This is a genomic window from Plantactinospora siamensis (assembly GCF_042434095.1).
Classification (GTDB): domain Bacteria; phylum Actinomycetota; class Actinomycetes; order Mycobacteriales; family Micromonosporaceae; genus KBS50.
This window is the reverse complement of sequence record NZ_JBHLUE010000012.1, coordinates 1-19,073: the sequence shown is the minus strand read 5'-3', so window position 1 is coordinate 19,073 and position 19,073 is coordinate 1. Positions and strand designations below refer to the sequence as shown.

Sequence of the window (19,073 nt, the reverse complement as noted above, 5' to 3'; positions counted from 1 at the left end):
GCCCGTTGTCCGGCGGGTCAGGCGGCCGTTGGTCGGCCCCGCCACACCTGCGCCACGTCGGTCGACACGGCACGGCCCTGCGCCACCCCGGCCCGGATCACCGGCTCCCAGCGGTACGGGTCCAGCACGTTCGGTCCGATGGCGGCCACCGTGGCCTGGTCGGGCGCCACCAGCGCGACCGCGGACCGTTCGCGCAGCGCCGCAAGCTCCTCGGCGGGCGCGCCCCGCATCCGCACCAGCGCGAGCGGCGCCAGCACGACCACCCGGTCCGCGCCGGCGGCCAGGTCCGCGTTGGTGCCCGACCGGACGCCGCCGTCCACGTACCGCCGGCCGTTGATGGTGACCGGCGGAAAGATGCAGGGTACGGCGCAGCTCGCCGCCACGGCCCGGTCCAGCGGCACGCCGGACGTGCGGTCCCAGACGACCGGATCACCGGTCGTCGCGTCGACGGCGGTGATGCGCAACTGCCGGGCCGGCCAGCCGGTCAGGGGCAGCCGGCGGGCCAGCGAGGCGACGTACGGCTCCTCGGCCCCGACGTCGGCCGCGAGCGCCAGCGCGCCCACCCCGGCCCGGACCGCCGCCGGGTCCCGACCGGCGTCGTTCAACAGCGCGTACGCCTGGGCGCCGCGGGCCCAGTCCGGGCGTACCGGCGGATCGGCGGCGCCCGGTTGGGCCTCGATCTTCGCGGCGTCGACCGGGTCCCAGCCGGCCGCCAGGAGCGCGCCGGTGACCGAACCGGCCGAGGTGCCGACGACGAGGTCGGCGGTGGTCAGGTCGACGCCGCCGTCGCGGAGGCCGATCAGCAGGCCGAGCTGCCAGGCGATGCCGGTGATGCCGCCGGCCCCGAGGACGAGCGCTGAGGTCATCCGTCATCCGTACCACCAGGCCGGCCCGCCGTACCGGGGGCGGCGGGGAGGCGCCGGTCACAGTCGCCCGGGCGGGCATCACATCCGGTCGTCCTCGCCCGTCGAGGGTGGGCAATGGTCCCAACGGCCCTGGAGTTCACCATGGATGCTCGCCTGAACCTGCCCGCCAGCCCCACCGCCGAGAAAATCATGAAGTACCTCATCTCCTGTGACCGGGTCCTCGCCTCCTCGACGCTGCCGGCCGCCACTCAGGAGCTGGTGAAGCTGCGCGCCAGCCAGATCAACGGCTGCGGGTTCTGCGTCGACATGCACAGCAAGGACGCGATCCACGCCGGGGAGAAGTGGGAGCGGCTCAACCTGGTCGCCGCCTGGCGGGAGGCCACGGTGTTCACCGAGGCCGAGCGCGCGGCCCTCGAGCTGGCCGAGCAGGGCACCCGGATCGCCGACGCGGCCGGCGGCGTGCCCGACGAGGTCTGGGCGGACGCCGCCAAGCACTACGACGAGGAGCAGCTCGGCACGCTGGTGGCGGTGATCGCCCTGATCAACACCTTCAACCGGTTCAACGTGATCACCCAGCAGCCTGCCGGTGGCTACCAGCCCGGCCAGTTCGCCTGAGCCGCCTCCGGCGGGCCGGACCACGCGCCGGCCCGCCGGGCGCGGACCGGACCGCCGGCCCACCGGCCGGCGTCGGGACCGGGCTACGGTGGTACGCGTCGGAGCTGCTCGCAAAATCGGTACGGAGGCCTGCGTGATCGGACTGTCGGAGATCGAGCACGCGGCCCGCCGGATCGCCGGACACGTGGTGCGGACGCCCACGGTGCCCAGCCCGGGCCTGACCGAGCTGCTCGGCGTGCCGGTCACGGTCAAGCTGGAGCTGCTGCAACGGACCGGCTCGTTCAAGGCGCGCGGCGCCACGGCCAAGCTGCTGGCGCTCGACGGGGCCGAGCGGGCCGCCGGCGTGGTGGCGGTCAGCGGCGGCAACCACGCCATCGCGGTGGCCGTGATGGCCGGCGCGCTGGACGTCAAGGCCACCGTGGTGATGCCGCGGTCCGCGCCGCGGCGGGCCGTCGAGGTGGCGACCGACGCCGGGGCGACGGTGCGACTCACCGACGGGATGGACGCGGCCTTCGCGCTCATGTCCGAGCTGCAGCGCGACGGGCTGACCCTGGTGCACCCGTTCGACGATCCGGTGGTGCTGGCCGGGCAGGGCACGGTCGGGCTCGAGTTCGCCGAGGACGCCGAGCCGCTGACCGACGTGCTCGTCAGCATCGGGGGCGGCGCGCTCATCTCGGGAGTGGCCGCCGCGCTGCGGGCCCGGTGGCCGCGGGTGCGGATCTGGGGTGTGGAGACCGAGGGCGCCGAGGCGATGTCCGCGGCGCTGGCCGCGGGCGGTCCGGTGCCGGTGCCGCTGGGCTCGGTGGTGTCCACCCTCAGCGCCCCGACCGCCTCCCGGTTGACGTACGAGCACGTCGCCGCCCTGGTCACCGACGTCCTGGTGGTGCCGGACGCCGACGCGGTCCGGGGCGTGCTCGACCTCGCCGACCACGCCAAGGTGTGGGCCGAGCCCGCCGCCGGCTGCCTCGTTCCGGCCGCGCGCCGGGTGCTCGACCGGGTCGGCCCGGACGCCCGGCTGGGGCTGGTGCTCTGCGGCGGCAACGCCACCACGGCCGACGTCGCGGCCCTGGCCGACCGGTTCGGCCTGCGCTGATCAGACCGGGACCTCGGCGCTGAGCACGACGGTGTGTTCCTCCGGCAGGTGCAGGAACTCCGCCTGGCTCGCGGCGTTGTGGGCCAGCGCGATGAACAGCCGTTTGCGCCACTTCGCCATCCCGGGCCGGTCGGTGAGCCGCAACGTCACCTTGGAGACGAAGTAGGAGACCTGGTCCAGCACCAGCCCCTCGGCGCGCGGATGCCCGGCGGCGCGCCGCAGCACCGCCGGGAAGTCGGTGGGGTCCTGGAAGCCGAAGACGGCCCCGATATGGATGATGCCGTCGTGCGGGTCGCCGAGGTCGTCAATCGTCAGCCGTTCCTCCCACGGGATGTGCGGGACGTTCGCGGTGCGGCCGCTGATGATCACGATGGTCTGGTGCCGGACGTGGTTGTACGCGACGTTTGCCCGCAGCGCCAGCGGGGTGGTCTCCTTGTTCGGGTGCGGGAACACCGCGACGCCCGGGACCCGCGGGATGTTCGCGGAGTGCAGGCCGTCGAGGAAGTCCGGCAGCGGGCCCTCCTTCTCGATCCGGCGCGCGGTGACGATCTCCCGGCCGCGCCGCCAGGTGACCATCGCGGTGAACACGGCCGCCGCGATGAGCAGCGTCAGCCAGCCGCCGTGGGTCACCTTGGTGAGGTTGGCGGCGAAGAACGTCGCCTCGACACTGCCGAACACGACGGCGAACAGGGTCACCCGCCAGGCGGTCCAGTGCCACCGCTGGTGGGCCACGACCAGGAACAGCGTGGTGGTGATCAGGAACGTGCCGGTGACGGCCACGCCGTACGCGGTGGCGAGCCTGGTGGAGGACTGGAAGGCGAAGACCACCACCAGGACCGCGACGAACAGCGCCCAGTTGACCCCCGGCAGGTAGATCTGGCCGTACTCCCGGCTGGAGGTCTGCCGGATGCGCAGGTGCGGCAGGAAGCCCAGCCGCATGGCCTCCCGGGACATCGAGTACGCCCCGGAGATCACCGCCTGCGAGGCGATCACCGTGGCCGCGGTGGCCAGCACCACCATGGGCAGCCGGGCCCAGACGGGCAGCAGCAGGAAAAACGGGTTGGCCCGGCTGTCCGGCGAGCCGACGATCAACGCCCCCTGGCCCAGGTAGTTCAGGGTGAGCGCCGGGAACACGATGCCGAACCAGGCCCGCCGGATCGGGGCCGGGCCGAAGTGCCCCATGTCGGCGTACAAGGCCTCCGCGCCGGTGATGGCCAGCACCGCCGCGCCCATCGCGGCGAACGCGATGACCGGGTGGTCGACCACGAACAGGGCCGCGTACGAGGGTGACAACCCGGCCAGGATGCGCGGATGCCGGATCACCTCGGCCGCGCCGGCCAGGCCCAGGCAGGCGAACCAGAGCAGCATGACCGGCCCGAACACGGCGCCGACCCGGCCGGTGCCCCAGCGCTGGCCGGCGAACAGCACGGTCAGGACGGTGGCCGCGAGCGGCAGGATGAACTCCGCCAGGGTGGGCGAGGTGACCTCCAGCCCTTCGATGGCGGACAGCACCGAGATGGCCGGCGTGATCACGCTGTCTCCGTAGAAGAGGGCGGCCCCCAGCACCCCCACGGTGAGCAGCGCGGCCGCGCGTCGGGCGGTCCCCCCGCTCAGCGCCTTGCGGGCCAGGGCCGCGAGGGCCATCACCCCGCCCTCGCCGTCGTTGTCGGCCCGCAGGATGAAGATCACGTACTTGATCGAGACGATCAGCGTGATGGTCCAGAAGATCAACGAGATCACGCCGTACACGTCACCCGTGGTCGGCCGGACGGCGCCGTTGTCGATCGAGAACACGGTCCGCATCGCGTACAGCGGGCTGGTCCCGATGTCCCCGTACACCACGCCGAGCGCGCCCAGCAGGACGGCCAGCCCGGCTCTGCCCCGGGCCGGCGCCGGCCGCGCCGCCTCGGCCCGCACGCCGCCCTTGCCGACACCGCCGGCGCCGACCGGGTGTTCCTCGTCCGCTAGCTCCGACACGCCCCAGGAATACCAGCCGCGGGCGGGGTGAAACCGGCCGGGTGGCAAAACCGCCCGGGATCAGCCGCCGCTACCGCCGAACCGCTGGTCGTGGACCGGGTCGGGGCGGGCCGGGCGGTGCCGGCCGAAGCGGCCGCCGGTCCGCCTGCGCGGCCGGCGGCCGCCGCTCGTTCGGCCGCTACCGGCGGGTTCCGACCTGCCGGCCGGCGTCCGGGCGCGCCGGTACCGGGTCGGTCACGTTGGCCGCGGCGGCCTCGCCGCGCTTCTCGTCGGCGTAGACCATCAGGGTGGATCCGCCGATGGCCAGCACGATGCCGATGGCGGCCCAGACCGACGGCAGGGTCTGGTAGACGACCAGCGAGAGGATGACCGTCAGCACCGGCGCCAGGGCGTTGGTGGTGGGGGCCACGATCGAGGCCTTGCCTCGGCTGAACGCCATCACCAGGAACAGCGCGCCGACGGCGTTGAGCAGCTGGGTGACGGCCGCCAGCCCGGGCGCCTGCCAGGGCGCGTCCAGCGCCAGCCCGCCGGCCATCCAGATGGCGACCGGCACCAGCAGCAGGCCGCTGATGGTCATCCAACTGAACGTGGTGGCGTCGTTGACCCCCACCGTGGCCGCCTTGCGCATGAAGTACGCCTGCACGCCCCACGCCACGCAGACCAGGATGGCCAGGATCAGCCACGGCCCGCTGGTGGCCGAGCCGTCCCCGCCGCTCACGCTGAACAGCACCACCGCGACCAGCGCGGCCACCACGCCGACCACCGCGAGCCGCGGGATGCGCTCGCGCAGCAGCGCGGTGGCCATCAGCACGGTGATCGCCGGGGAGAGCGCGATCAGCGGGAAGATCAGGTAGGCCGGGCCGATCGTGAGCGCCTTGAACAGCAGCAGCTGCCCGCCGGCGCCGGTCAGGCCCACCAGCAGGCCGTACACCGCCGCGATCCGGCGGCGGTCGAACCGGGCGCCGCGCAACGCCACGGCCGCCGGGATGATCATCATGATCGCCCAGACGACGTAGACCATGCCGTCGGGGTATCCGTACCTGTCGGTCGGGGCGCTGGAGAACGCTCCCCAGACACCCCAGAAGAGCACGAGCAGACCCGCGTACGGGATCCAGCTCCGGCTGACGCGTGCTGACGTCGTCGTTGACATCTCTGCCTCCTCAGGCGGCGGTGGCGGTCGGGGTGGTCCGCAGCCGATCGAGCGCCTCCGCGCCGAGCGGGTTGCCGGCCTGCCTGGCGGCGTAGAGCGCCGCGCCGATCACCGGTGAATACATGGGTTGGCGCAGGTCGTACCGGTCGTGCAGCGTGTGCAGGTGGCGCCGGAACGCGTCGAGCACCTGCGGCGCGCCGAAGGTGCCGCCGGAGTACGAGACCGGCACCTCCTCGTCCGGGCCGTAGCCGAGCCGGCGGCGGGTCACCTCCACCAGCAGGGCGAGCTCCCGCCCGGCGTCGGCGAGGATCTCCCGAGCCGCCTCGTCGCCCCGGTCGGCCGCCGCGTGGACCAGCTGGCTCACGGCCGCGATCCGACCGCGGTCGCCCTGCCAGCGGTTCAGCACCACGTCGACGAGGTCCAGGTCGGCCGACAGCTCCAGGCGGTCCCGCAGCACCTCCAGCAGCGCGCCAGCGGGTTGCCGGCCGTCGCTCATCCGGGAGAACGCCTGCAGGCCGCGGATGGCCACCCAGTACGCCGACCCCTCGTCGCCGAAGAGCTCGCCCCAGCCGCCGACCCGCAGGCCGCAGCCGGCGCGTTCGCCGTACGTCATCGAGCCGGTGCCGCTGATCACGTTGATGCCGTCGGCGGCGCCCAACGAGCCGGACCAGCCGCAGACCATGTCGTTGTCGACCCGATACCGGTCATGCCCGAGGAGTTCCCGCGGCGCCGCGTCGAGGACGGCCACGTCGCCGCTGACCTCGCCGTACGTGGGGATCCCGAAGAACGCGAACCCGATGTCGGCGGGGGTGATCGCCGCCGTCGCGCAGACGGCGTCGATGCCCTCCTTCAGCACCCGGCTCACCAGGTCGATGCCGTCCGTGAAGTAGTAGCTGCTGGCGGTCGTGGCCTCAGCCGCGACGGAGCCGTCGGCCCGCAGCAGGCAGAAGGCGGTCTTCGTGCCGCCACCGTCCACACCGAGGAACATCTGTCTCCCCTCCGGCTGGCGTCACCGCTGACGTCAGCTCTGTGCCGTCCGGGCGCGGCTGACCGCCGGTCTGGACCGTTTCTTTCGTTGACCTGAACCGCTGCTGGTCAGCGGCTCAGCGGGTGCATGATCGCGCCCTGGACCACCCGGTTGACCTGCCCGCCCGGGAACGGGTTGTCCGGCGTGCGTCCCAGCGCCAGCGAGAACTGCAGGCCGATCAGCTGGGCGCAGATCACCGCGGGCAGCGCGAGCGCCGCGTCGTCGACGTCCTCGAGTCCGGGCAGGTCCCAAGCGGTCGACCCGGCCGCCGCGCCGGGGCGGGCGGTGACGGTGACGACGTTGCGGGCGGGCAGCACCCGCAGCAGCTCGGCCACCATGTCCCGGTCGTACCGGCTGGTGTACGGGTCGTTGGACTCGTAGCTGACCGCCAGGGTCTCGTCGTCGAGGACCGACTTCGGGCCGTGCCGGAAGCCCAGGGCCGACTCGGCCAGCGCCAGCGCGCGCCCGGCGGTCAGCTCGAGGACCTTGAGGGCCGACTCCCGGGCCACGCCGTGCAGGCTGCCGCTGCCCAGGTAGACGATCCGCCGGTAGCGTCGGGCGGCCAGGTCCGCGGCCGCGGCCGGCCGGCTGGCCAGCACCCGCTCGGCCGCCGCGGCCAGCCGCTCCACCAGCGCCTCGTCCGGGCCGCCGAGGACCAGCAGACCGGCCAGCACCATGCCGGTGAAGCTGGACGTCATCGCGAAGCCCCGGTCGTTGGTCGCCTCGGGCAGCACCAGCACCCGCGACGCGGACCCGTCGGCGTACCGGCCGGCGAGCCGGCCCCGCTCGTTGCAGGTCACGATCAGGTGCCAGCAGTCGGTCAGCACCTCGGTGGCCAACTCGGTGGCGGTGACGCTCTCCGGGCTGTCGCCGGAGCGGGCGAACGACACCAGCAGCGTCGGCACGTCCTCGGCGAAGCTGGCCAGCGGATCGGCCACGATGTCCGTGGTGGCGACGGCGTCGACCCGCCGGCCCAGCCGGCGGCGCAGCGACGGCGCAAGCACCTCGCCGACGTACGCGGAGGTGCCCGCGCCGGTGAGGACGATGCGCAGCTCCGGCCGGTCGAGCAGCGGCTTCAGGAACGCGGCCGTGGAGTCGGCCGAGTCCGCCACCAGCCGGCCGATCTGCCGCCAGACCGCCGGCTGCTGGGCGATCTCCCGGCTGGTGTCCAGCGCGCCGAGCCGGCGCAGCTCGTCGGTGTCGCGACCGAGGATGTCGGTCATGCCGCTCGCCGCCCTTCTGTCGGAGTGGATGCGTCGCGGTATCCGCGCAGGACGTCGCGGATCCGGTCGAGGACGAGTTCGACGGGGTCGCTGTCGAGGCCACCCTCGCGGACCCGCTGGTACTGGTCGGGCAGGTACTGGCTGAGCAGCGGCTGCGGGATCTCCCGGTCGGCGAGGTTGGTCAGCAGGCGGCGCTCGGCCGCTTCGATCTCGGGGTCCGGCCAGTAGTACCGCATCCGGTCGCTGTAGCTGAACCGCCGGGCCAGCCGCTGCTGCGCCGCGTCGCCGGTGTAGTACCTGGCCCACTGGCCGGGCTCGGCGAGCATCCGCCGCTCGACGACCTCCGGCAGGTGTGAGCGGTCCGGCTCGGGCACCAGCTCGGTCTCGATCGCGGCCAGCGCGAACAGCGCCTCGCGGAGCGCGAAGGTCAGGCCCGGGCCGACCTTGAGCACGGCCCAGTGGTCCTCGACCAGGGCCGAGAGCCGCGGCACCGTCTGGTAGTCGGTCGAGTGCGCCTCGAAGACCATGGCGGGCTCGGTGTCCAGGACCCGCTGCAGGTCCTTGGTGCGGTCCCGCTCGTAGTCCACCACCCGCAGGTGGTCGAACTCGACACCGGGCTGCACCACCAGGGCCATCACCTGCGGCCACACCCGGTCCAGGCCGCGCTCGGCGAAGGCCGCGCGATGCTGGGCCAGCGTCCCGCGGGCCGCCTCGGCCGTGGTGGGCGTCAACTCGTCGATGGTCTCCGCGGCGCCGCCCGGGACCGGCACCTCGGTGCCGATGACGTACCGCAGCTCGCCGGTCCGGCCGATCGCGGCGGCCGTCCGCTCGGCGACCGCGAGGAGGCGGGCGGCACGGGCGGCCATCACGTCGCCGGTCAACGGCGTGCGGTCGTCGGCGCAGGGATAGCTGCAGTCCAGATGGATCTTGGTGAAGCCGGCCTCCACGTACGCCGCGACCAGCACGTCGGCGTTGGCCATGGCCTCCTCGGCGGGCAACGAACGCCAGCGGTTCGGGCCGAGGTGGTCGCCGCCCAGCACGACCCGCTCCCAGGGCATTCCGGCCCGGTCGGCGGCCCGGCGCACCAGGTCGCGGAAGTCCGCGGGACGCATCCCGGTGTATCCGCCGGTCTGGTCGACCTGGTTCGAGGTGGCCTCGATCAGCACCAGGTTGCCGTCCTCGCGGGCCTGGGCCATCGCCGCCCGCAGGACCAGCGGGTGTGCGGAGCAGATGGACGTGATGCCGACCGGTACGCCGCGCTTGTGCAGGGCGACCACGGTGTCGAGCGGGTTGCTCACGGCCCGTACCTCCTCGCCGTTCGTGGCTAGGAGACGGACTCTACTGGTATCTCATCTGGTCTGCCACTTCGGCTACTGGTACTAGAAGTGGTATGTGACCTCCCGCCCGGTATCTCGATCGGTACGGACCGGGCGGCGGCCCGGCGCGAGAAACTGGTACGCTAACTGGTATGGCCGTTTCCCAGGTCCCGGAGGTTCCGCAGGCCCTCCCCGCCAGCTCGTCCGCCCTGCTGTACGGCCGCACCGCGGCCCGGCTGGTGGATGATCTCGTCGCCGGCGGCCTGCGCCCGGGTGACCGGCTGCCCTCGGAGCGGCTCCTCTCCGAGCACTACCGGGTGTCGCGGGCGACCATGCGGGCCGCGCTCACCCAGCTGGCCGAGCAGGGCGTCGTCACCCCGTCGCCGGCCCGGGGCTGGTTCGTGGCCGACCTCACCGCCAGCGGCGACCGGACGCCGCGCCCCGGAGACGGCCGCCCCGCCGGGCACGTCATCCAGGGGTTCGCCGACTACGCCGCGACGCACGGGCTGAGCACCCGGGCCGTGGTGCTGGAGTCCCGGGTACGACCCTGCTCGATAGCCGAGGCGGAGAACCTCCGCACCGCGCCGGGCGCCGAGCTGTTCGAGATGCGCCGGCTGCGCTACCTCGACGGGCTGGTCGTGGTGCTGGAGCACAACCGGCTGCCGCTCGCCCCGTGTCCCGGCCTGGCCACCACCGACTTCAGCACCGCGTCGCTGTACGCCACCCTGCGCGCGGCCGATCCGCCCCAGCTCCCCCGGGTGGCGCAGTACACCGTCGAGGCCCGCCAGCCCAGCGAGGAGGAACGGCGCCTGCTGGAGATCGACGGGATGATCCCCATCCTGGAGGCCACCCAGCTGGCGTTCAACCAGGACGGCCGGCCGATCGAATACACCGTCGCCAGCTACCGCGGCGACCGGTACCGGTTCCGCGGCTCGATCACCGATTAACGGTTGCCCACGTAGGCCGACTCCGGTAGACATCGCGGCGTGCTACGAGGCGAAAAGATCATGCTGCGGGCCCGGCGGGACGACGACGTGCCCGTGCTGCAGGCCGAGCTCTACGACGACGTAATCACCCGGTCCAGGGCCGACTCGCGGCCATGGCGACCCATCCCGCCCGGCTCGCCGGAGTCGCCGTACGCGGTCAGCGGCCCACGGGACGACGCCGCATGCTTCTCGGTGGTCCGCCTCGCCGACGACGAGCTGGCGGGCGAGGCCCTGCTGTGGGGCATCGACCTGCACAACCGGACGGCCCATCTCGGCATCTCGCTGCGGCCGGGCCTGCGGGGGCAGGGGCTGGGCGCCGACGTGGTCCGGGTGCTGTGCCACTACGGCTTCGCCGTCCGCGGGCTGCACCGGCTGCAGGTCGACACGCTGGCCGAGAACACCGCGATGATCCGGGCGGCCGAGCGGTCCGGGTTCGTGCTCGAGGGCACGCTGCGCCGGGCCGCCTGGGTCGGCGGCGCCTTCGTCGACGAGGTGATCCTCGGCCTGCTGGTGGCCGAGTGGCAGGGCGCGCACTCCCCCGCCGGTGACGGCCCGGTCGGCTGACCGCTCCCGGTGACGGCCCGGTCGGCTGACCGCTGACCATTCAGGCCGTGCCGCCGCGTGCGCTGGCCCACCGGAACCGGCCCGTCAGGTCGCGCCGTGCGGCAACGCGCCAGCCAGGACGGCGGACACCACCCGGCGTACGTCGTGGGCCGTCGGCGCGGCGCCCGTGCGGTCGGCGAACAGCAGGTGCGTCGACCCGATCAGCATGGCGCCCAGCGTGTCCGGGTCGGCGTCCGGCGACACCCGTCCCCGGGCACGCTCGGCGCGCAGGTAGTCCGCGATGATCTCGGCGGCGTCGGTCAGCACCGGAACCCCGGCCGGCCAGGTCTCCCGCAGCCGCGCCCGCAGCTCGTCCCGGAACGTGATGAGCGGGACGATCGCCACGGCCACCGAGCCGAAGAGGGCCGTCAGCGCGGCCGTGACGTTGTCGGGCACCGGGCCGGTGCCGGCGGCCTCGCGCAGCGCGGCGGCCTCCGGCGCCATCCGGTGGACCCGGTCGAGCACGAACTCGGCGAGGAAGGCATCGAAGTCGGCGAAGTGCCGGTGCAGGACGCCCTTGGCGCAGCCGGCCTCCTCGGTGACAGCCCGGCTGGTCAACCCGCTCGGGCCGGCCCGCAGCAGGACCCGTTCGGCCGCGTCGAAGAGCTGCTCGCGTACGTCGCGGATGGCCGTCCCAGTGGGCATTCTTTCCCTCTGCCGTTGACGAGTGGGCGCTTGCCCACTCATGATGGGCGCATGCCCACTCTACCGCCCGAGCCGGCCTCCCGACCGCCGGCAGAGCCCGGCCCGCCCGCGCCCCCCACGCTCACCCGGCCGGCGCCGCCGCGCCCGCCAGCGGCCGAGGAGCCGCACCGGCACCGCGGCATGGCCGAATCGTTCGGCGTCGACCCGGCCCGGTACGACCGGGCCCGGCCCGGCTATCCGGAGGCGCTGGTGCGGCGGATCGTTGCCGGCAGCCCGGGGCCGGATTTCCTCGACGTCGGTTGCGGCACCGGCACCGCCGCCCGGCAGTTCCAGGCGGCCGGCTGCACGGTGCTCGGCGTCGAGCCCGATCCGCGGATGGCCGACTTCGCCCGCCGCACCGGGGTGCCGGTCGAGGTGGGCACGTTCGAGGACTGGAACCCGGCCGGCCGGCGGTTCGCCGCCGTGGTGGCCGGCACCGCGTGGCACTGGATCGACCCGGTGGCCGGCGCCGCCAAGGCGGCCCGGGCGCTGCGCCCCGGCGGCCGGCTGACCCCGTTCTGGCACGTGTTCCAGCCACCGGCCGAGGTGGCCGACGCCTTCATCGAGGCCTTCCAGCGGGTGGCGCCCGACTCGCCGCTCAACGTCGCGACGATGCGGTCCGCCGTGGACGCCTACCAGGCGTTGCTGACGAGGGTGGCCGACGGCATCCGGGCGGCCGGCGCCTTCGCCGAGCCGGAGCGGTGGCGGTACGACTGGACCCGCGCCTACACCCGGGACGAGTGGCTGGACCTGCTGCCCACCCAGGGCGGGCTCACCCGGCTGCCGGCCGACCGGCTCGGCGAGCTGCTGGACGCCGTGGGAGCGGCCGTCGACGCGCTGGGGGGCACCGTCCTGATGTCGTACGCCACGATGGCGGTCAGCGCGGTCCGGACCGACGCGCCCTGATCCCGGCGACGGCGGCCCTCAGCCCAGGTAACCGTTAGCCCAGGTAACCGTTCAGGTGCCGCCACGCGGCCGCGATGTCGGCGCCGTCCTCGTGTGGCCGGCGCAGCTCCTCGACGAAGCTGACGATGTCGGCCAGGTCCCACCACAACCCGTACAGCGCGATGGCCGCCGGATCGGCGCGGCGTCCGGTGGCCGCGGCGTAGCGGTCGAGCGCGTCCTCGGCGTCGCGGGCCAGCATCCACAGGTCCCGCTCCGGCGGGGCGATGAGGGTCGTCTCCCAGTCGACCAGCCGCAGCCCGGCGGGCGTGCGGATCAGGTTCCCCGGATGCGGTTCGCCGTGCGTGACCACCCAGTCGGCGCCGCCGCCGGCCACCCGGTCAACCAGCCGGTCGAACTCGCCGAGCAGCCGCTCGACGTGATCGGCGCGCCCCGCCAGCAGCCGACGGGTCGGCTCGGCGTACGGGCCGCCGGTCCACTCCCGATCCAGCGTGCCCAGCGCGGCGTGCAGCGTGGCCCGCCCCGGCAGGGCGAGCTCGGTGCGACCGGCCAGCCGACCCGCCACCGGGGTGGCCCGGTGCAGCTCGGCCAGCATCCCCACCAGCTCCGGTATCTCCTCCACCCGGTGCGGTCCCCAGTGCCCGGGGTCGCCCTCGACCATCCGGTACACCGAGACGGCGTACCGGGAATCGAGCCGCCGCACGGCGGCGCCGGCGCGGGCGGGCTCCGGCGCCACCACGAAGGCCAGGTCGGCGTTCCGGCGCAGCGCAAGCGCGGTGGCCAGGGCGCGCCCGAGCGCCGCGAAGGCCGCCTCCCGGGCCGCCTCGTCGGCGCCCAGGTCGTCGACCGTGACGAACCACTCCGCGCCGCCGTCGTCCCGCACCGACCAGTGAAAGCTGCCGAACCCGACCGGCAGGTACGTCGCCGCCCCGCTCCCGATCCCCCAGCCCGCGTCGAGGGCCGCGAGCAGGTCACTGTCGTGCACGCCAACCGGCCGCTCTTCCATGACGGGTGATTGTGGCCGAGCGGACGCACCGCGGGAAGCCGATTTCGGCGCCCGCGCCCGTCGACGATCTCCGATAGCCTGTGTTCGTCGCCGACGGGGAGGGCTTCCGATGACCAATGTCGACCTGCACACCGATGTGGCGCACTCGGCCCGGGTCTACGACTACCTGCTGGGTGGCAAGGACAACTTCGAGGCCGACCGCGCTGCCGCGGCCAGGATGATCGAGAGCACGCCCGCTCTGCCGGTGTCCATGCGGGCCAACCGCCAGTTCATGCGCCGGGTCGTCAGCTATCTGGCCGCCGAGCGGGGAATCCGGCAGTTCCTCGACATCGGCACCGGCCTGCCCACCTCGCCGAACCTGCACGAGGTGGTCCAGGGCATCGACCCGGAGGCCCGGGTGGTCTATGTCGACAACGACCCGATCGTGCTGACGCACGCCCGGGCGCTGCTGACCAGCACCACCCAGGGGCGCACCGCATACCTGGACGCCGACCTGCACCGGCCGGACGAGATCCTCGACGCGCCCGAGGTACGCGAGACGCTCGACCTGCGGCGACCGGTGGCGGTGACGATGATCGCCGTGCTCCAGCACGTCACCGACGACGCCGAGGCGCGCCGGGTGATCGACGCGCTGCTCGCGCCGCTGCCGGCCGGCAGCGCCCTGGGCATCTCGGCGGTCACCGTCGAGACCCTGCCCGACGGCGGGGGCCGCACCGTGGCCACGTACAACTCGAGCGGCATCCCCGTCCGGGCCCGCACCCGGGCCGAGGTGGCGGCCCTGTTCGGCCCGCTGCGCCCGGTCGAGCCCGGGATCACCCTGGTCAGCCGGTGGCGGCCGGACGCCGCGGATCCGGTCGTGGACGACAGCCAGGTCTACATGTACGGCGGCGTCGCGCTCAAGGAGTGACGGGCGCGTCGGTCACGTCGGGCGGCAGCGCCGGGACCGACCAGCCCGGCGGCACGGTCCAGCCGGACCAGTCGCGGGCGAACGGCCCGGCGCGGTTTTCCAGGAGCGCCACGGCCCGCTCCCGGGCCCGCCCGATCCGGCGGTGGTCGGCGTCGGTGATCACGCCGAGCCGGCGGCCGTGGGCGTACTCGTCCTCGTCCTTCCAGGCCCACCGGCTCAGGTCGGCGTCGGCCGTCAGGTCGAGCAGCAGGTCGAAGGTGTCGATGCCGAGGGCGGTGCGGTGCGGCGCCCGCTCGAAGTTCACGTACCACCAGGGCGGCCGGCCGTCGACGGGCCGGAAGTGGTGCACGCTGAAGTCGGGGTCGAGGCCCCACCAGGCCAGCACCACGGTGTCCCGCCAGATCCACCGGTCCAGCTCCCACCGCCCGGCGGCAAGGCTCGGGATCGCCTGCTTGCGGACGGCGTCGTCGCCGGTGCGCAGCCACCCGGTCCAGCTGCTCGGCGCCCGGCACTCGATCCCGGGCCAGCACGCCAGCTGCAGCTCCGCGTGCCGGTCGGAAACGACGCGGTACGGCATGGCGGTCCACACCCGGCCGCGCAGGACGTCCCGCTTGACCGCCGTGGCGCCGAGCGGGAAGGTCGCCGGCATCGCCTGACCGTCCGGGCCGCCGGCGCGGAGTGGGCCCGACCGATCGCTCGGCCCCACCGGGGGGTGTTGTCCGCCACCACGATCCGTGCGTGCTCGATCCACTGGTTGACCCTACAGCCGGTCGTGGCGACGGTTGCCGGGCAGCCGTCGCCACGATCAGCAGGGGCTAGGACCCGCACCAGTAGTGGGCCCGCCCGTCAGGCCTCGCGGGTGGCCGCGGGCCGGCCGAGCCGGGCCAGGGACCGGTCCACGGCCGTGAGCGCGAGGAGCAGCGCGGCCGCGACCACCAGGACGAGGCTGACCTGGTGCAGCCCGCCGGTGTCGGCGGTCCGGCCGAAGAACGCGCCGCTGAGCGCCGACGCGACCATCGCGCCGAGGTAGGTGAAGGTGCGCAACAGGCCGGAGGACGAGGCGAGCCGGGCGTCGTCGACCTGGTGGTAGAGGGCGTTCTGGTTGGCCAGGTTGTTGAGCCCCTGTGGGACGCCGAACAGCACCGCGAGGGCGGCCAGCAGCCAGACCGCGGTGTCCCCGGTCACCGCCAGCAGCAGCGCGCAGCCGACCAGCTGGGCCGCGGCGCCGACCAGCAGCTTGCCGCGCAGCTCGGGCCGCCGGCCGGTGACGGTGGAGACCAGGATGCCGACCAGGGACATCGGCATGAGCAGCAGACCGGCCTCGGTGGCGCCGATCCCCCGACCGCCCTCCAGCCATTGGGTGTAGTCGTAGAGAAAGGCGTACGAGACGGTCTGCGCCAGCAGCGTGCGGCCGTAGGTGGCCAGCAGCGGGAGGTTGCCGCCGAGCAGGCGCAGGTCGAGGAAGGGGTCGGCGGTCCGCAGCTCGCGCCGGGCCAGCGCGGCGCCGGCCATCACCACCACCAGCAGCAGGTACAGGTGGCCGACGGCGGGGGTCATCAGGAAGAACAGCAGCGCCACGAGGGTGGCGGCGAACAGCGCGATGCCCGGATAGTCCACGGCCGCCCGGGCGCCGCCGGTGGCCCGCTCGGGCGCGGCCGCGGCGGGCGTCCGGGACGGCAGCCGCCGGGCCCCGACCACCAGGCTGGCCAGCGCGAGCGGGATGTTGATGGCGAAGGTGGCGCGCCAGCCGCCCAGGCCGATCAGCAGGCCGCCGAGGGCCGGACCGATCACCACGATCGTCTGGCTGGACACCGCCAGGGCGGTCAGCACCCCGGCCGGGCTGTCCCGCCCGGTCCGCCGGGACTCGCTGCGGATCAGCGACATCGCGGCCGGGTAGCCGGCGCAGGTGCCGAAGCCGAGGATCACCCGGGCCATGACCAGGGTGGGCAGGTTGGGTGCGACCGTACCCAGCACGCCGGCCACGCCGGCCAGGACCGCGCCGGCGAGGAACAGCCGCTTCGGCCCGAACAGGTCGACCAGGCGGCCGACGACGGGCTGCCCGATCGCGGTGGCGAGGTAGAGCGCGGAGACCAGCCACGCCGTCTGCGCGGCGGGGGCGCCGAAGGCGGCCCCGATCGGTACGAGCGAGACCGCGATGATCGAGGAGTTGATCGGGTTGAGGATCGCGCCCAGGATCATCGGCGCGATCAGCCGGGTGTCGAAGCGGTCCCGCGTGACCGGCCGGCCGGCGGGCTGGGCGAGCTGAGTCATTCGATGGCCTCGCTCACCAGCGCCAGCGCGGTGTTCACCAGCGCGAGCTGTTCGGGGGTGAGCCGTTCCTCGAGCGTCTGGGCCAGCCAGTCCCGTCGCCCCCGGCGATCGTCGCCGACCTGGGCCCGGCCGGCCTCGCTCAGGGTGATGACGGTCCGGCGGCCATCCTCCGGATCGGGGTGCCGCTCGATCAGGCCGCGCTCCCGCAGCCCGTTGAGGGTGGCGGTCATGGACTGCGGGCGGACGCCCTCGGCCGTGGCCAGCAGGGTGGTCGACGAGGCGCCGTCCTTGTCCAGGCGCAGCAGGACCGAGGCCTGGGACGGGGTGAGGCCGTTCGTGGAGATGTCGCGCATCCGGCCGCGCAGCCGGCGGAACAGCACCACGAGGTCGCGGGCGGCCGCGTTGGCCGCCGGCGCCGGCTTCTGATCGCGTACGTCCATCGGGCGGTCCTTCCGGTCAACTACTAAGTCCAGACTACACAGTTTGCCTGCGTACGCCCACCGGGTCCAGGGACGCGGACCCGGCCCGGCGCGGCGAGCCCCGACTCGGCCCGGCGGCATACCATGGCGGACACCACCGCTGCGGGTCCACACCACGCGAGGGGGTCGCCGATGAGCACCGAGGTCCGCCCCGCCGGGACCGCGCCGGCCGAGCCCGCCGGGCTGTCCGTCGAGGCCAACGGCATCAACGTGATCGCTGAGCGGGAGCGCAGGGGCGCCCCCCGCGACCTGTTCTGGCCGTGGTGCGCCGCCAACATCGCGGTCCTCGGCATCAGCTACGGGTCCTTCTTCCTCGGCTTCGGAGTCTCCTTCTGGCAGGCCACCGCGGCCGGAGCGGTCGGCACGGTCGCCTCGTTCCTGCTGGTCGGCTTCGTCTCGCTGGCCGGCAAGCGCGGCTCGGCGCCGACCATGGTGCTCAGCCGCGCCGCGTTCGGCGTACGGGGAAACGCGCTGCCCGCGGCCCTGAGCTACGTCCTGCTCGTCGGGTGGGAGACCGTGCTCTGCTCCCTCGCCACGCTGGCCACGGCCACCGTGTTCGGCCGGCTCGGCTGGGGGAACGGCGCCGCCACGAAGATCGCCGCGTTCCTGGTGGTGGCGGCCATCGTGGTGCTGGCCGGCATCCTCGGGTTCACCGCCATCATGCGACTACAGGGCATCATCACGGTCGTCACCGCGGTGCTGACCGTCGGCTACCTCGCCTTCACGGTCGACCGGGTGTCCTGGGCGACCGTCTCGGCCATCCCGGCCGGATCCGCCGGAGCCGTCATCGGCACGCTCATCTTCGCGATGACCGGATTCGGGCTCGGCTGGGTGAACTCCGGCGCCGACTACTCGCGCTACCTGCCGCGTACCGCGTCCAGCCGCGGCGTGGTCACCTGGACCACCGTGGGCGCGAGCCTCGCGCCGGTCATCCTCATCGGGTACGGCCTGCTGCTCGCCGGTTCGGACCCGAATCTCAACGGCAGCATCGCCACCGACCCGATCGGCGCGCTCACCACGATCCTGCCGACCTGGTACCTGGTGCCGTTCGCGATCGTGGCGATCCTCGGCCTGATCGGCGGTGCGGTGCTGGACATCTACTCCTCGGGGCTCACGCTGCTCACCCTCGGGCTGCGGGTCCCGCGCTGGACGGCCGCCGGCATCGACGGGATCATCATGATCGCCGGAACCGTCTACCTGGTGTGGTTCGCGGGCAGCTTCCTCGGCTCGTTCCAGGGCTTTCTCATCACGCTCGGGGTGCCGATCGCGGGCTGGTGCGGCGTCTTCCTGGCCGACCTTGCCCTGCGGCGACAGCCGTACGCCGACGACGACCTCTACCGGCCGACGGGCCGGTACGGCTCGGTCAACCCGGCGCCGGTCGGGCTGGTGGCCCTGGGCACCGCGCTCGGCTGGGGCCTGGTCACCAACGCCGCGGCCGGGTGGCTGTCCTGGCAGGGCTACCTGCTGGCGCCATTCGGGCTCGGCGGTCGGGAGGGCGGCTGGGCGTACGCGAACCTCGGCGTGGCCGCCTCGTTCGCCATCGGATTCCTCGGCTATACCATCCTCAGCCGCCGCCGCGTGCGCACCCAAGAACACACCACCTGAGCCGGCTCCCGGCCGCGGGGCGGGGCCCGGCCTGGGAGATGCCGCTGGCCGGGTCCCCGGTGTGGGGGCCCGGCCAGCGGCATGGGGTGGGGTGGTGGCTTGGGTCAGCTGTTCCAGTACTGGGCGGTCAGGTCGGCGGCCTGGGACTCCCACTGGGCGTAGGCGTCGGGGTAGGCCGAGACCTGGACCTTCTGCGCGGCGTCGGTCAACGGCATGTCCTGCCAGCCCGGCACGTCCTTGAGGGCCTTCTGGAAGGCGGTGGTGGCGTACTGCGGGTTGGTGATCTGCTCCGGCGAGCCCCAACCGGAGGTCGGGCGCTGCTGGAACAGGCCCAGCGAGTCGTGGTCGTTGGCGTCACCGAG

18 protein-coding genes and 1 pseudogene are annotated in these 19,073 nt (G+C 73.8%); 7 read left to right on the top strand and 12 right to left on the bottom strand.

The window, feature by feature from the left end; translation table 11 throughout:
* Positions 1 to 17 precede the first annotated feature (17 nt).
* Positions 18 to 866 carry a patatin-like phospholipase family protein gene (locus ACFFHU_RS16540; protein WP_377339878.1) on the bottom strand — a complete coding sequence of 283 codons (849 nt, stop codon included), beginning with the start codon at positions 864 to 866 and terminating at the stop codon, positions 18 to 20.
* A 141-nt stretch (positions 867 to 1,007) separates the two neighbouring features.
* On the opposite strand from ACFFHU_RS16540, the gene ACFFHU_RS16535 reads away from it, so the two are divergent.
* Complete coding sequence (locus tag ACFFHU_RS16535) at positions 1,008 to 1,481, top strand: carboxymuconolactone decarboxylase family protein (RefSeq protein ID WP_377339876.1); 474 nt, start codon at positions 1,008 to 1,010, stop codon at positions 1,479 to 1,481.
* A gap of 133 nt (positions 1,482 to 1,614) precedes the next feature.
* Complete coding sequence (locus ACFFHU_RS16530) at positions 1,615 to 2,574, top strand: threonine ammonia-lyase (RefSeq protein ID WP_377339874.1); 960 nt, start codon at positions 1,615 to 1,617, stop codon at positions 2,572 to 2,574.
* Here ACFFHU_RS16530 and ACFFHU_RS16525 read toward each other — a convergent pair whose 3' ends face one another.
* From ACFFHU_RS16525 to ACFFHU_RS16505, 5 genes are all read right to left on the bottom strand, one after another.
* Positions 2,575 to 4,551, bottom strand: a complete 1,977-nt coding sequence (locus ACFFHU_RS16525) for a potassium transporter Kup (RefSeq protein ID WP_377339872.1) — start codon at positions 4,549 to 4,551, stop codon at positions 2,575 to 2,577.
* A 178-nt stretch (positions 4,552 to 4,729) separates the two neighbouring features.
* Positions 4,730 to 5,701, bottom strand: a complete 972-nt coding sequence (locus ACFFHU_RS16520; RefSeq protein WP_377339870.1) for a DMT family transporter — start codon at positions 5,699 to 5,701, stop codon at positions 4,730 to 4,732.
* Positions 5,702 to 5,711: 10 nt separating this feature from the next.
* A complete protein-coding gene (locus ACFFHU_RS16515; protein ID WP_377339868.1) occupies positions 5,712 to 6,689 on the bottom strand; it encodes an N-acetylglucosamine kinase in 978 nt (325 codons plus the stop codon).
* A 107-nt stretch (positions 6,690 to 6,796) separates the two neighbouring features.
* Entirely contained in the window at positions 6,797 to 7,951 is a 1,155-nt protein-coding gene (locus ACFFHU_RS16510; RefSeq protein WP_377339866.1) for an SIS domain-containing protein, read from the bottom strand.
* Entirely contained in the window at positions 7,948 to 9,249 is a 1,302-nt protein-coding gene (locus ACFFHU_RS16505) for a D-tagatose-bisphosphate aldolase, class II, non-catalytic subunit (protein WP_377339864.1), read from the bottom strand. Before ACFFHU_RS16505 ends, ACFFHU_RS16510 begins: the two co-directional genes overlap by 4 nt.
* A gap of 170 nt (positions 9,250 to 9,419) precedes the next feature.
* Here ACFFHU_RS16505 and ACFFHU_RS16500 point away from each other — a divergent pair, with 170 nt between their 5' ends.
* Together ACFFHU_RS16500 and ACFFHU_RS16495 are read left to right on the top strand one after the other, a co-directional pair.
* Positions 9,420 to 10,214 carry a GntR family transcriptional regulator gene (locus ACFFHU_RS16500; RefSeq protein WP_377339862.1) on the top strand — a complete coding sequence of 265 codons (795 nt, stop codon included), beginning with the start codon at positions 9,420 to 9,422 and terminating at the stop codon, positions 10,212 to 10,214.
* Positions 10,215 to 10,253: 39 nt separating this feature from the next.
* Positions 10,254 to 10,817: a GNAT family N-acetyltransferase gene (locus tag ACFFHU_RS16495; RefSeq protein ID WP_377339859.1), complete on the top strand. Its 564-nt coding sequence runs from the start codon at positions 10,254 to 10,256 to the stop codon at positions 10,815 to 10,817.
* A gap of 84 nt (positions 10,818 to 10,901) precedes the next feature.
* Here the strand turns inward: ACFFHU_RS16495 and ACFFHU_RS16490 are convergent, their stop codons facing one another.
* Entirely contained in the window at positions 10,902 to 11,501 is a 600-nt protein-coding gene (locus tag ACFFHU_RS16490) for a TetR/AcrR family transcriptional regulator (RefSeq protein ID WP_377339857.1), read from the bottom strand.
* A 51-nt stretch (positions 11,502 to 11,552) separates the two neighbouring features.
* Here ACFFHU_RS16490 and ACFFHU_RS16485 point away from each other — a divergent pair, with 51 nt between their 5' ends.
* Positions 11,553 to 12,446 carry a class I SAM-dependent methyltransferase gene (locus tag ACFFHU_RS16485; protein ID WP_377339855.1) on the top strand — a complete coding sequence of 298 codons (894 nt, stop codon included), beginning with the start codon at positions 11,553 to 11,555 and terminating at the stop codon, positions 12,444 to 12,446.
* Positions 12,447 to 12,480: 34 nt separating this feature from the next.
* On the opposite strand, the gene ACFFHU_RS16480 is transcribed toward ACFFHU_RS16485, so the two are convergent.
* Positions 12,481 to 13,449 (bottom strand): phosphotransferase, encoded by a 969-nt coding sequence (locus tag ACFFHU_RS16480; protein ID WP_377339853.1) that lies wholly within the window; start codon positions 13,447 to 13,449, stop codon positions 12,481 to 12,483.
* Positions 13,450 to 13,558: 109 nt separating this feature from the next.
* Here ACFFHU_RS16480 and ACFFHU_RS16475 point away from each other — a divergent pair, with 109 nt between their 5' ends.
* Positions 13,559 to 14,356 (top strand): SAM-dependent methyltransferase, encoded by a 798-nt coding sequence (locus ACFFHU_RS16475; protein WP_377339852.1) that lies wholly within the window; start codon positions 13,559 to 13,561, stop codon positions 14,354 to 14,356.
* Here the strand turns inward: ACFFHU_RS16475 and ACFFHU_RS16470 are convergent.
* From ACFFHU_RS16470 to ACFFHU_RS16460, 3 genes are all read right to left on the bottom strand, one after another.
* Positions 14,346 to 15,005, bottom strand: a complete 660-nt coding sequence (locus ACFFHU_RS16470) for a ribonuclease FAU-1 family protein (RefSeq protein ID WP_377339850.1) — start codon at positions 15,003 to 15,005, stop codon at positions 14,346 to 14,348. The genes ACFFHU_RS16475 and ACFFHU_RS16470 overlap by 11 nt on opposite strands.
* Before the next feature lie 197 nt (positions 15,006 to 15,202).
* Complete coding sequence (locus ACFFHU_RS16465) at positions 15,203 to 16,627, bottom strand: MFS transporter (RefSeq protein WP_377339848.1); 1,425 nt, start codon at positions 16,625 to 16,627, stop codon at positions 15,203 to 15,205.
* Positions 16,624 to 17,067 (bottom strand): MarR family winged helix-turn-helix transcriptional regulator, encoded by a 444-nt coding sequence (locus ACFFHU_RS16460; protein WP_377339847.1) that lies wholly within the window; start codon positions 17,065 to 17,067, stop codon positions 16,624 to 16,626. The genes ACFFHU_RS16465 and ACFFHU_RS16460 overlap by 4 nt, the downstream gene beginning before the upstream one ends.
* A gap of 171 nt (positions 17,068 to 17,238) precedes the next feature.
* On the opposite strand from ACFFHU_RS16460, the gene ACFFHU_RS16455 reads away from it, so the two are divergent.
* Complete coding sequence (locus tag ACFFHU_RS16455; RefSeq protein ID WP_377339845.1) at positions 17,239 to 18,711, top strand: purine-cytosine permease family protein; 1,473 nt, start codon at positions 17,239 to 17,241, stop codon at positions 18,709 to 18,711.
* 104 nt (positions 18,712 to 18,815) lie between these two features.
* On the opposite strand, the pseudogene ACFFHU_RS16450 reads toward ACFFHU_RS16455, so the two are convergent.
* Positions 18,816 to 19,073: pseudogene (locus ACFFHU_RS16450) on the bottom strand (hypothetical protein); the annotation flags it as partial.

Coding starts and splice junctions, on each gene's coding strand:
- ACFFHU_RS16540 (WP_377339878.1), bottom strand. CDS start 866: ATGACCTCAGCGCTCGTCCTCGGGGCCGGCGGCATCACCGGCATCGCC.
- ACFFHU_RS16535 (WP_377339876.1), top strand. CDS start 1,008: ATGGATGCTCGCCTGAACCTGCCCGCCAGCCCCACCGCCGAGAAAATC.
- ACFFHU_RS16520 (WP_377339870.1), bottom strand. CDS start 5,701: ATGTCAACGACGACGTCAGCACGCGTCAGCCGGAGCTGGATCCCGTAC.
- ACFFHU_RS16515 (WP_377339868.1), bottom strand. CDS start 6,689: ATGTTCCTCGGTGTGGACGGTGGCGGCACGAAGACCGCCTTCTGCCTG.
- ACFFHU_RS16510 (WP_377339866.1), bottom strand. CDS start 7,951: ATGACCGACATCCTCGGTCGCGACACCGACGAGCTGCGCCGGCTCGGC.
- ACFFHU_RS16500 (WP_377339862.1), top strand. CDS start 9,420: ATGGCCGTTTCCCAGGTCCCGGAGGTTCCGCAGGCCCTCCCCGCCAGC.
- ACFFHU_RS16490 (WP_377339857.1), bottom strand. CDS start 11,501: ATGCCCACTGGGACGGCCATCCGCGACGTACGCGAGCAGCTCTTCGAC.
- ACFFHU_RS16485 (WP_377339855.1), top strand. CDS start 11,553: ATGCCCACTCTACCGCCCGAGCCGGCCTCCCGACCGCCGGCAGAGCCC.
- ACFFHU_RS16480 (WP_377339853.1), bottom strand. CDS start 13,449: ATGGAAGAGCGGCCGGTTGGCGTGCACGACAGTGACCTGCTCGCGGCC.
- ACFFHU_RS16475 (WP_377339852.1), top strand. CDS start 13,559: ATGACCAATGTCGACCTGCACACCGATGTGGCGCACTCGGCCCGGGTC.
- ACFFHU_RS16470 (WP_377339850.1), bottom strand. CDS start 15,005: ATGCCGGCGACCTTCCCGCTCGGCGCCACGGCGGTCAAGCGGGACGTC.
- ACFFHU_RS16465 (WP_377339848.1), bottom strand. CDS start 16,627: ATGACTCAGCTCGCCCAGCCCGCCGGCCGGCCGGTCACGCGGGACCGC.
- ACFFHU_RS16460 (WP_377339847.1), bottom strand. CDS start 17,067: ATGGACGTACGCGATCAGAAGCCGGCGCCGGCGGCCAACGCGGCCGCC.
- ACFFHU_RS16455 (WP_377339845.1), top strand. CDS start 17,239: ATGAGCACCGAGGTCCGCCCCGCCGGGACCGCGCCGGCCGAGCCCGCC.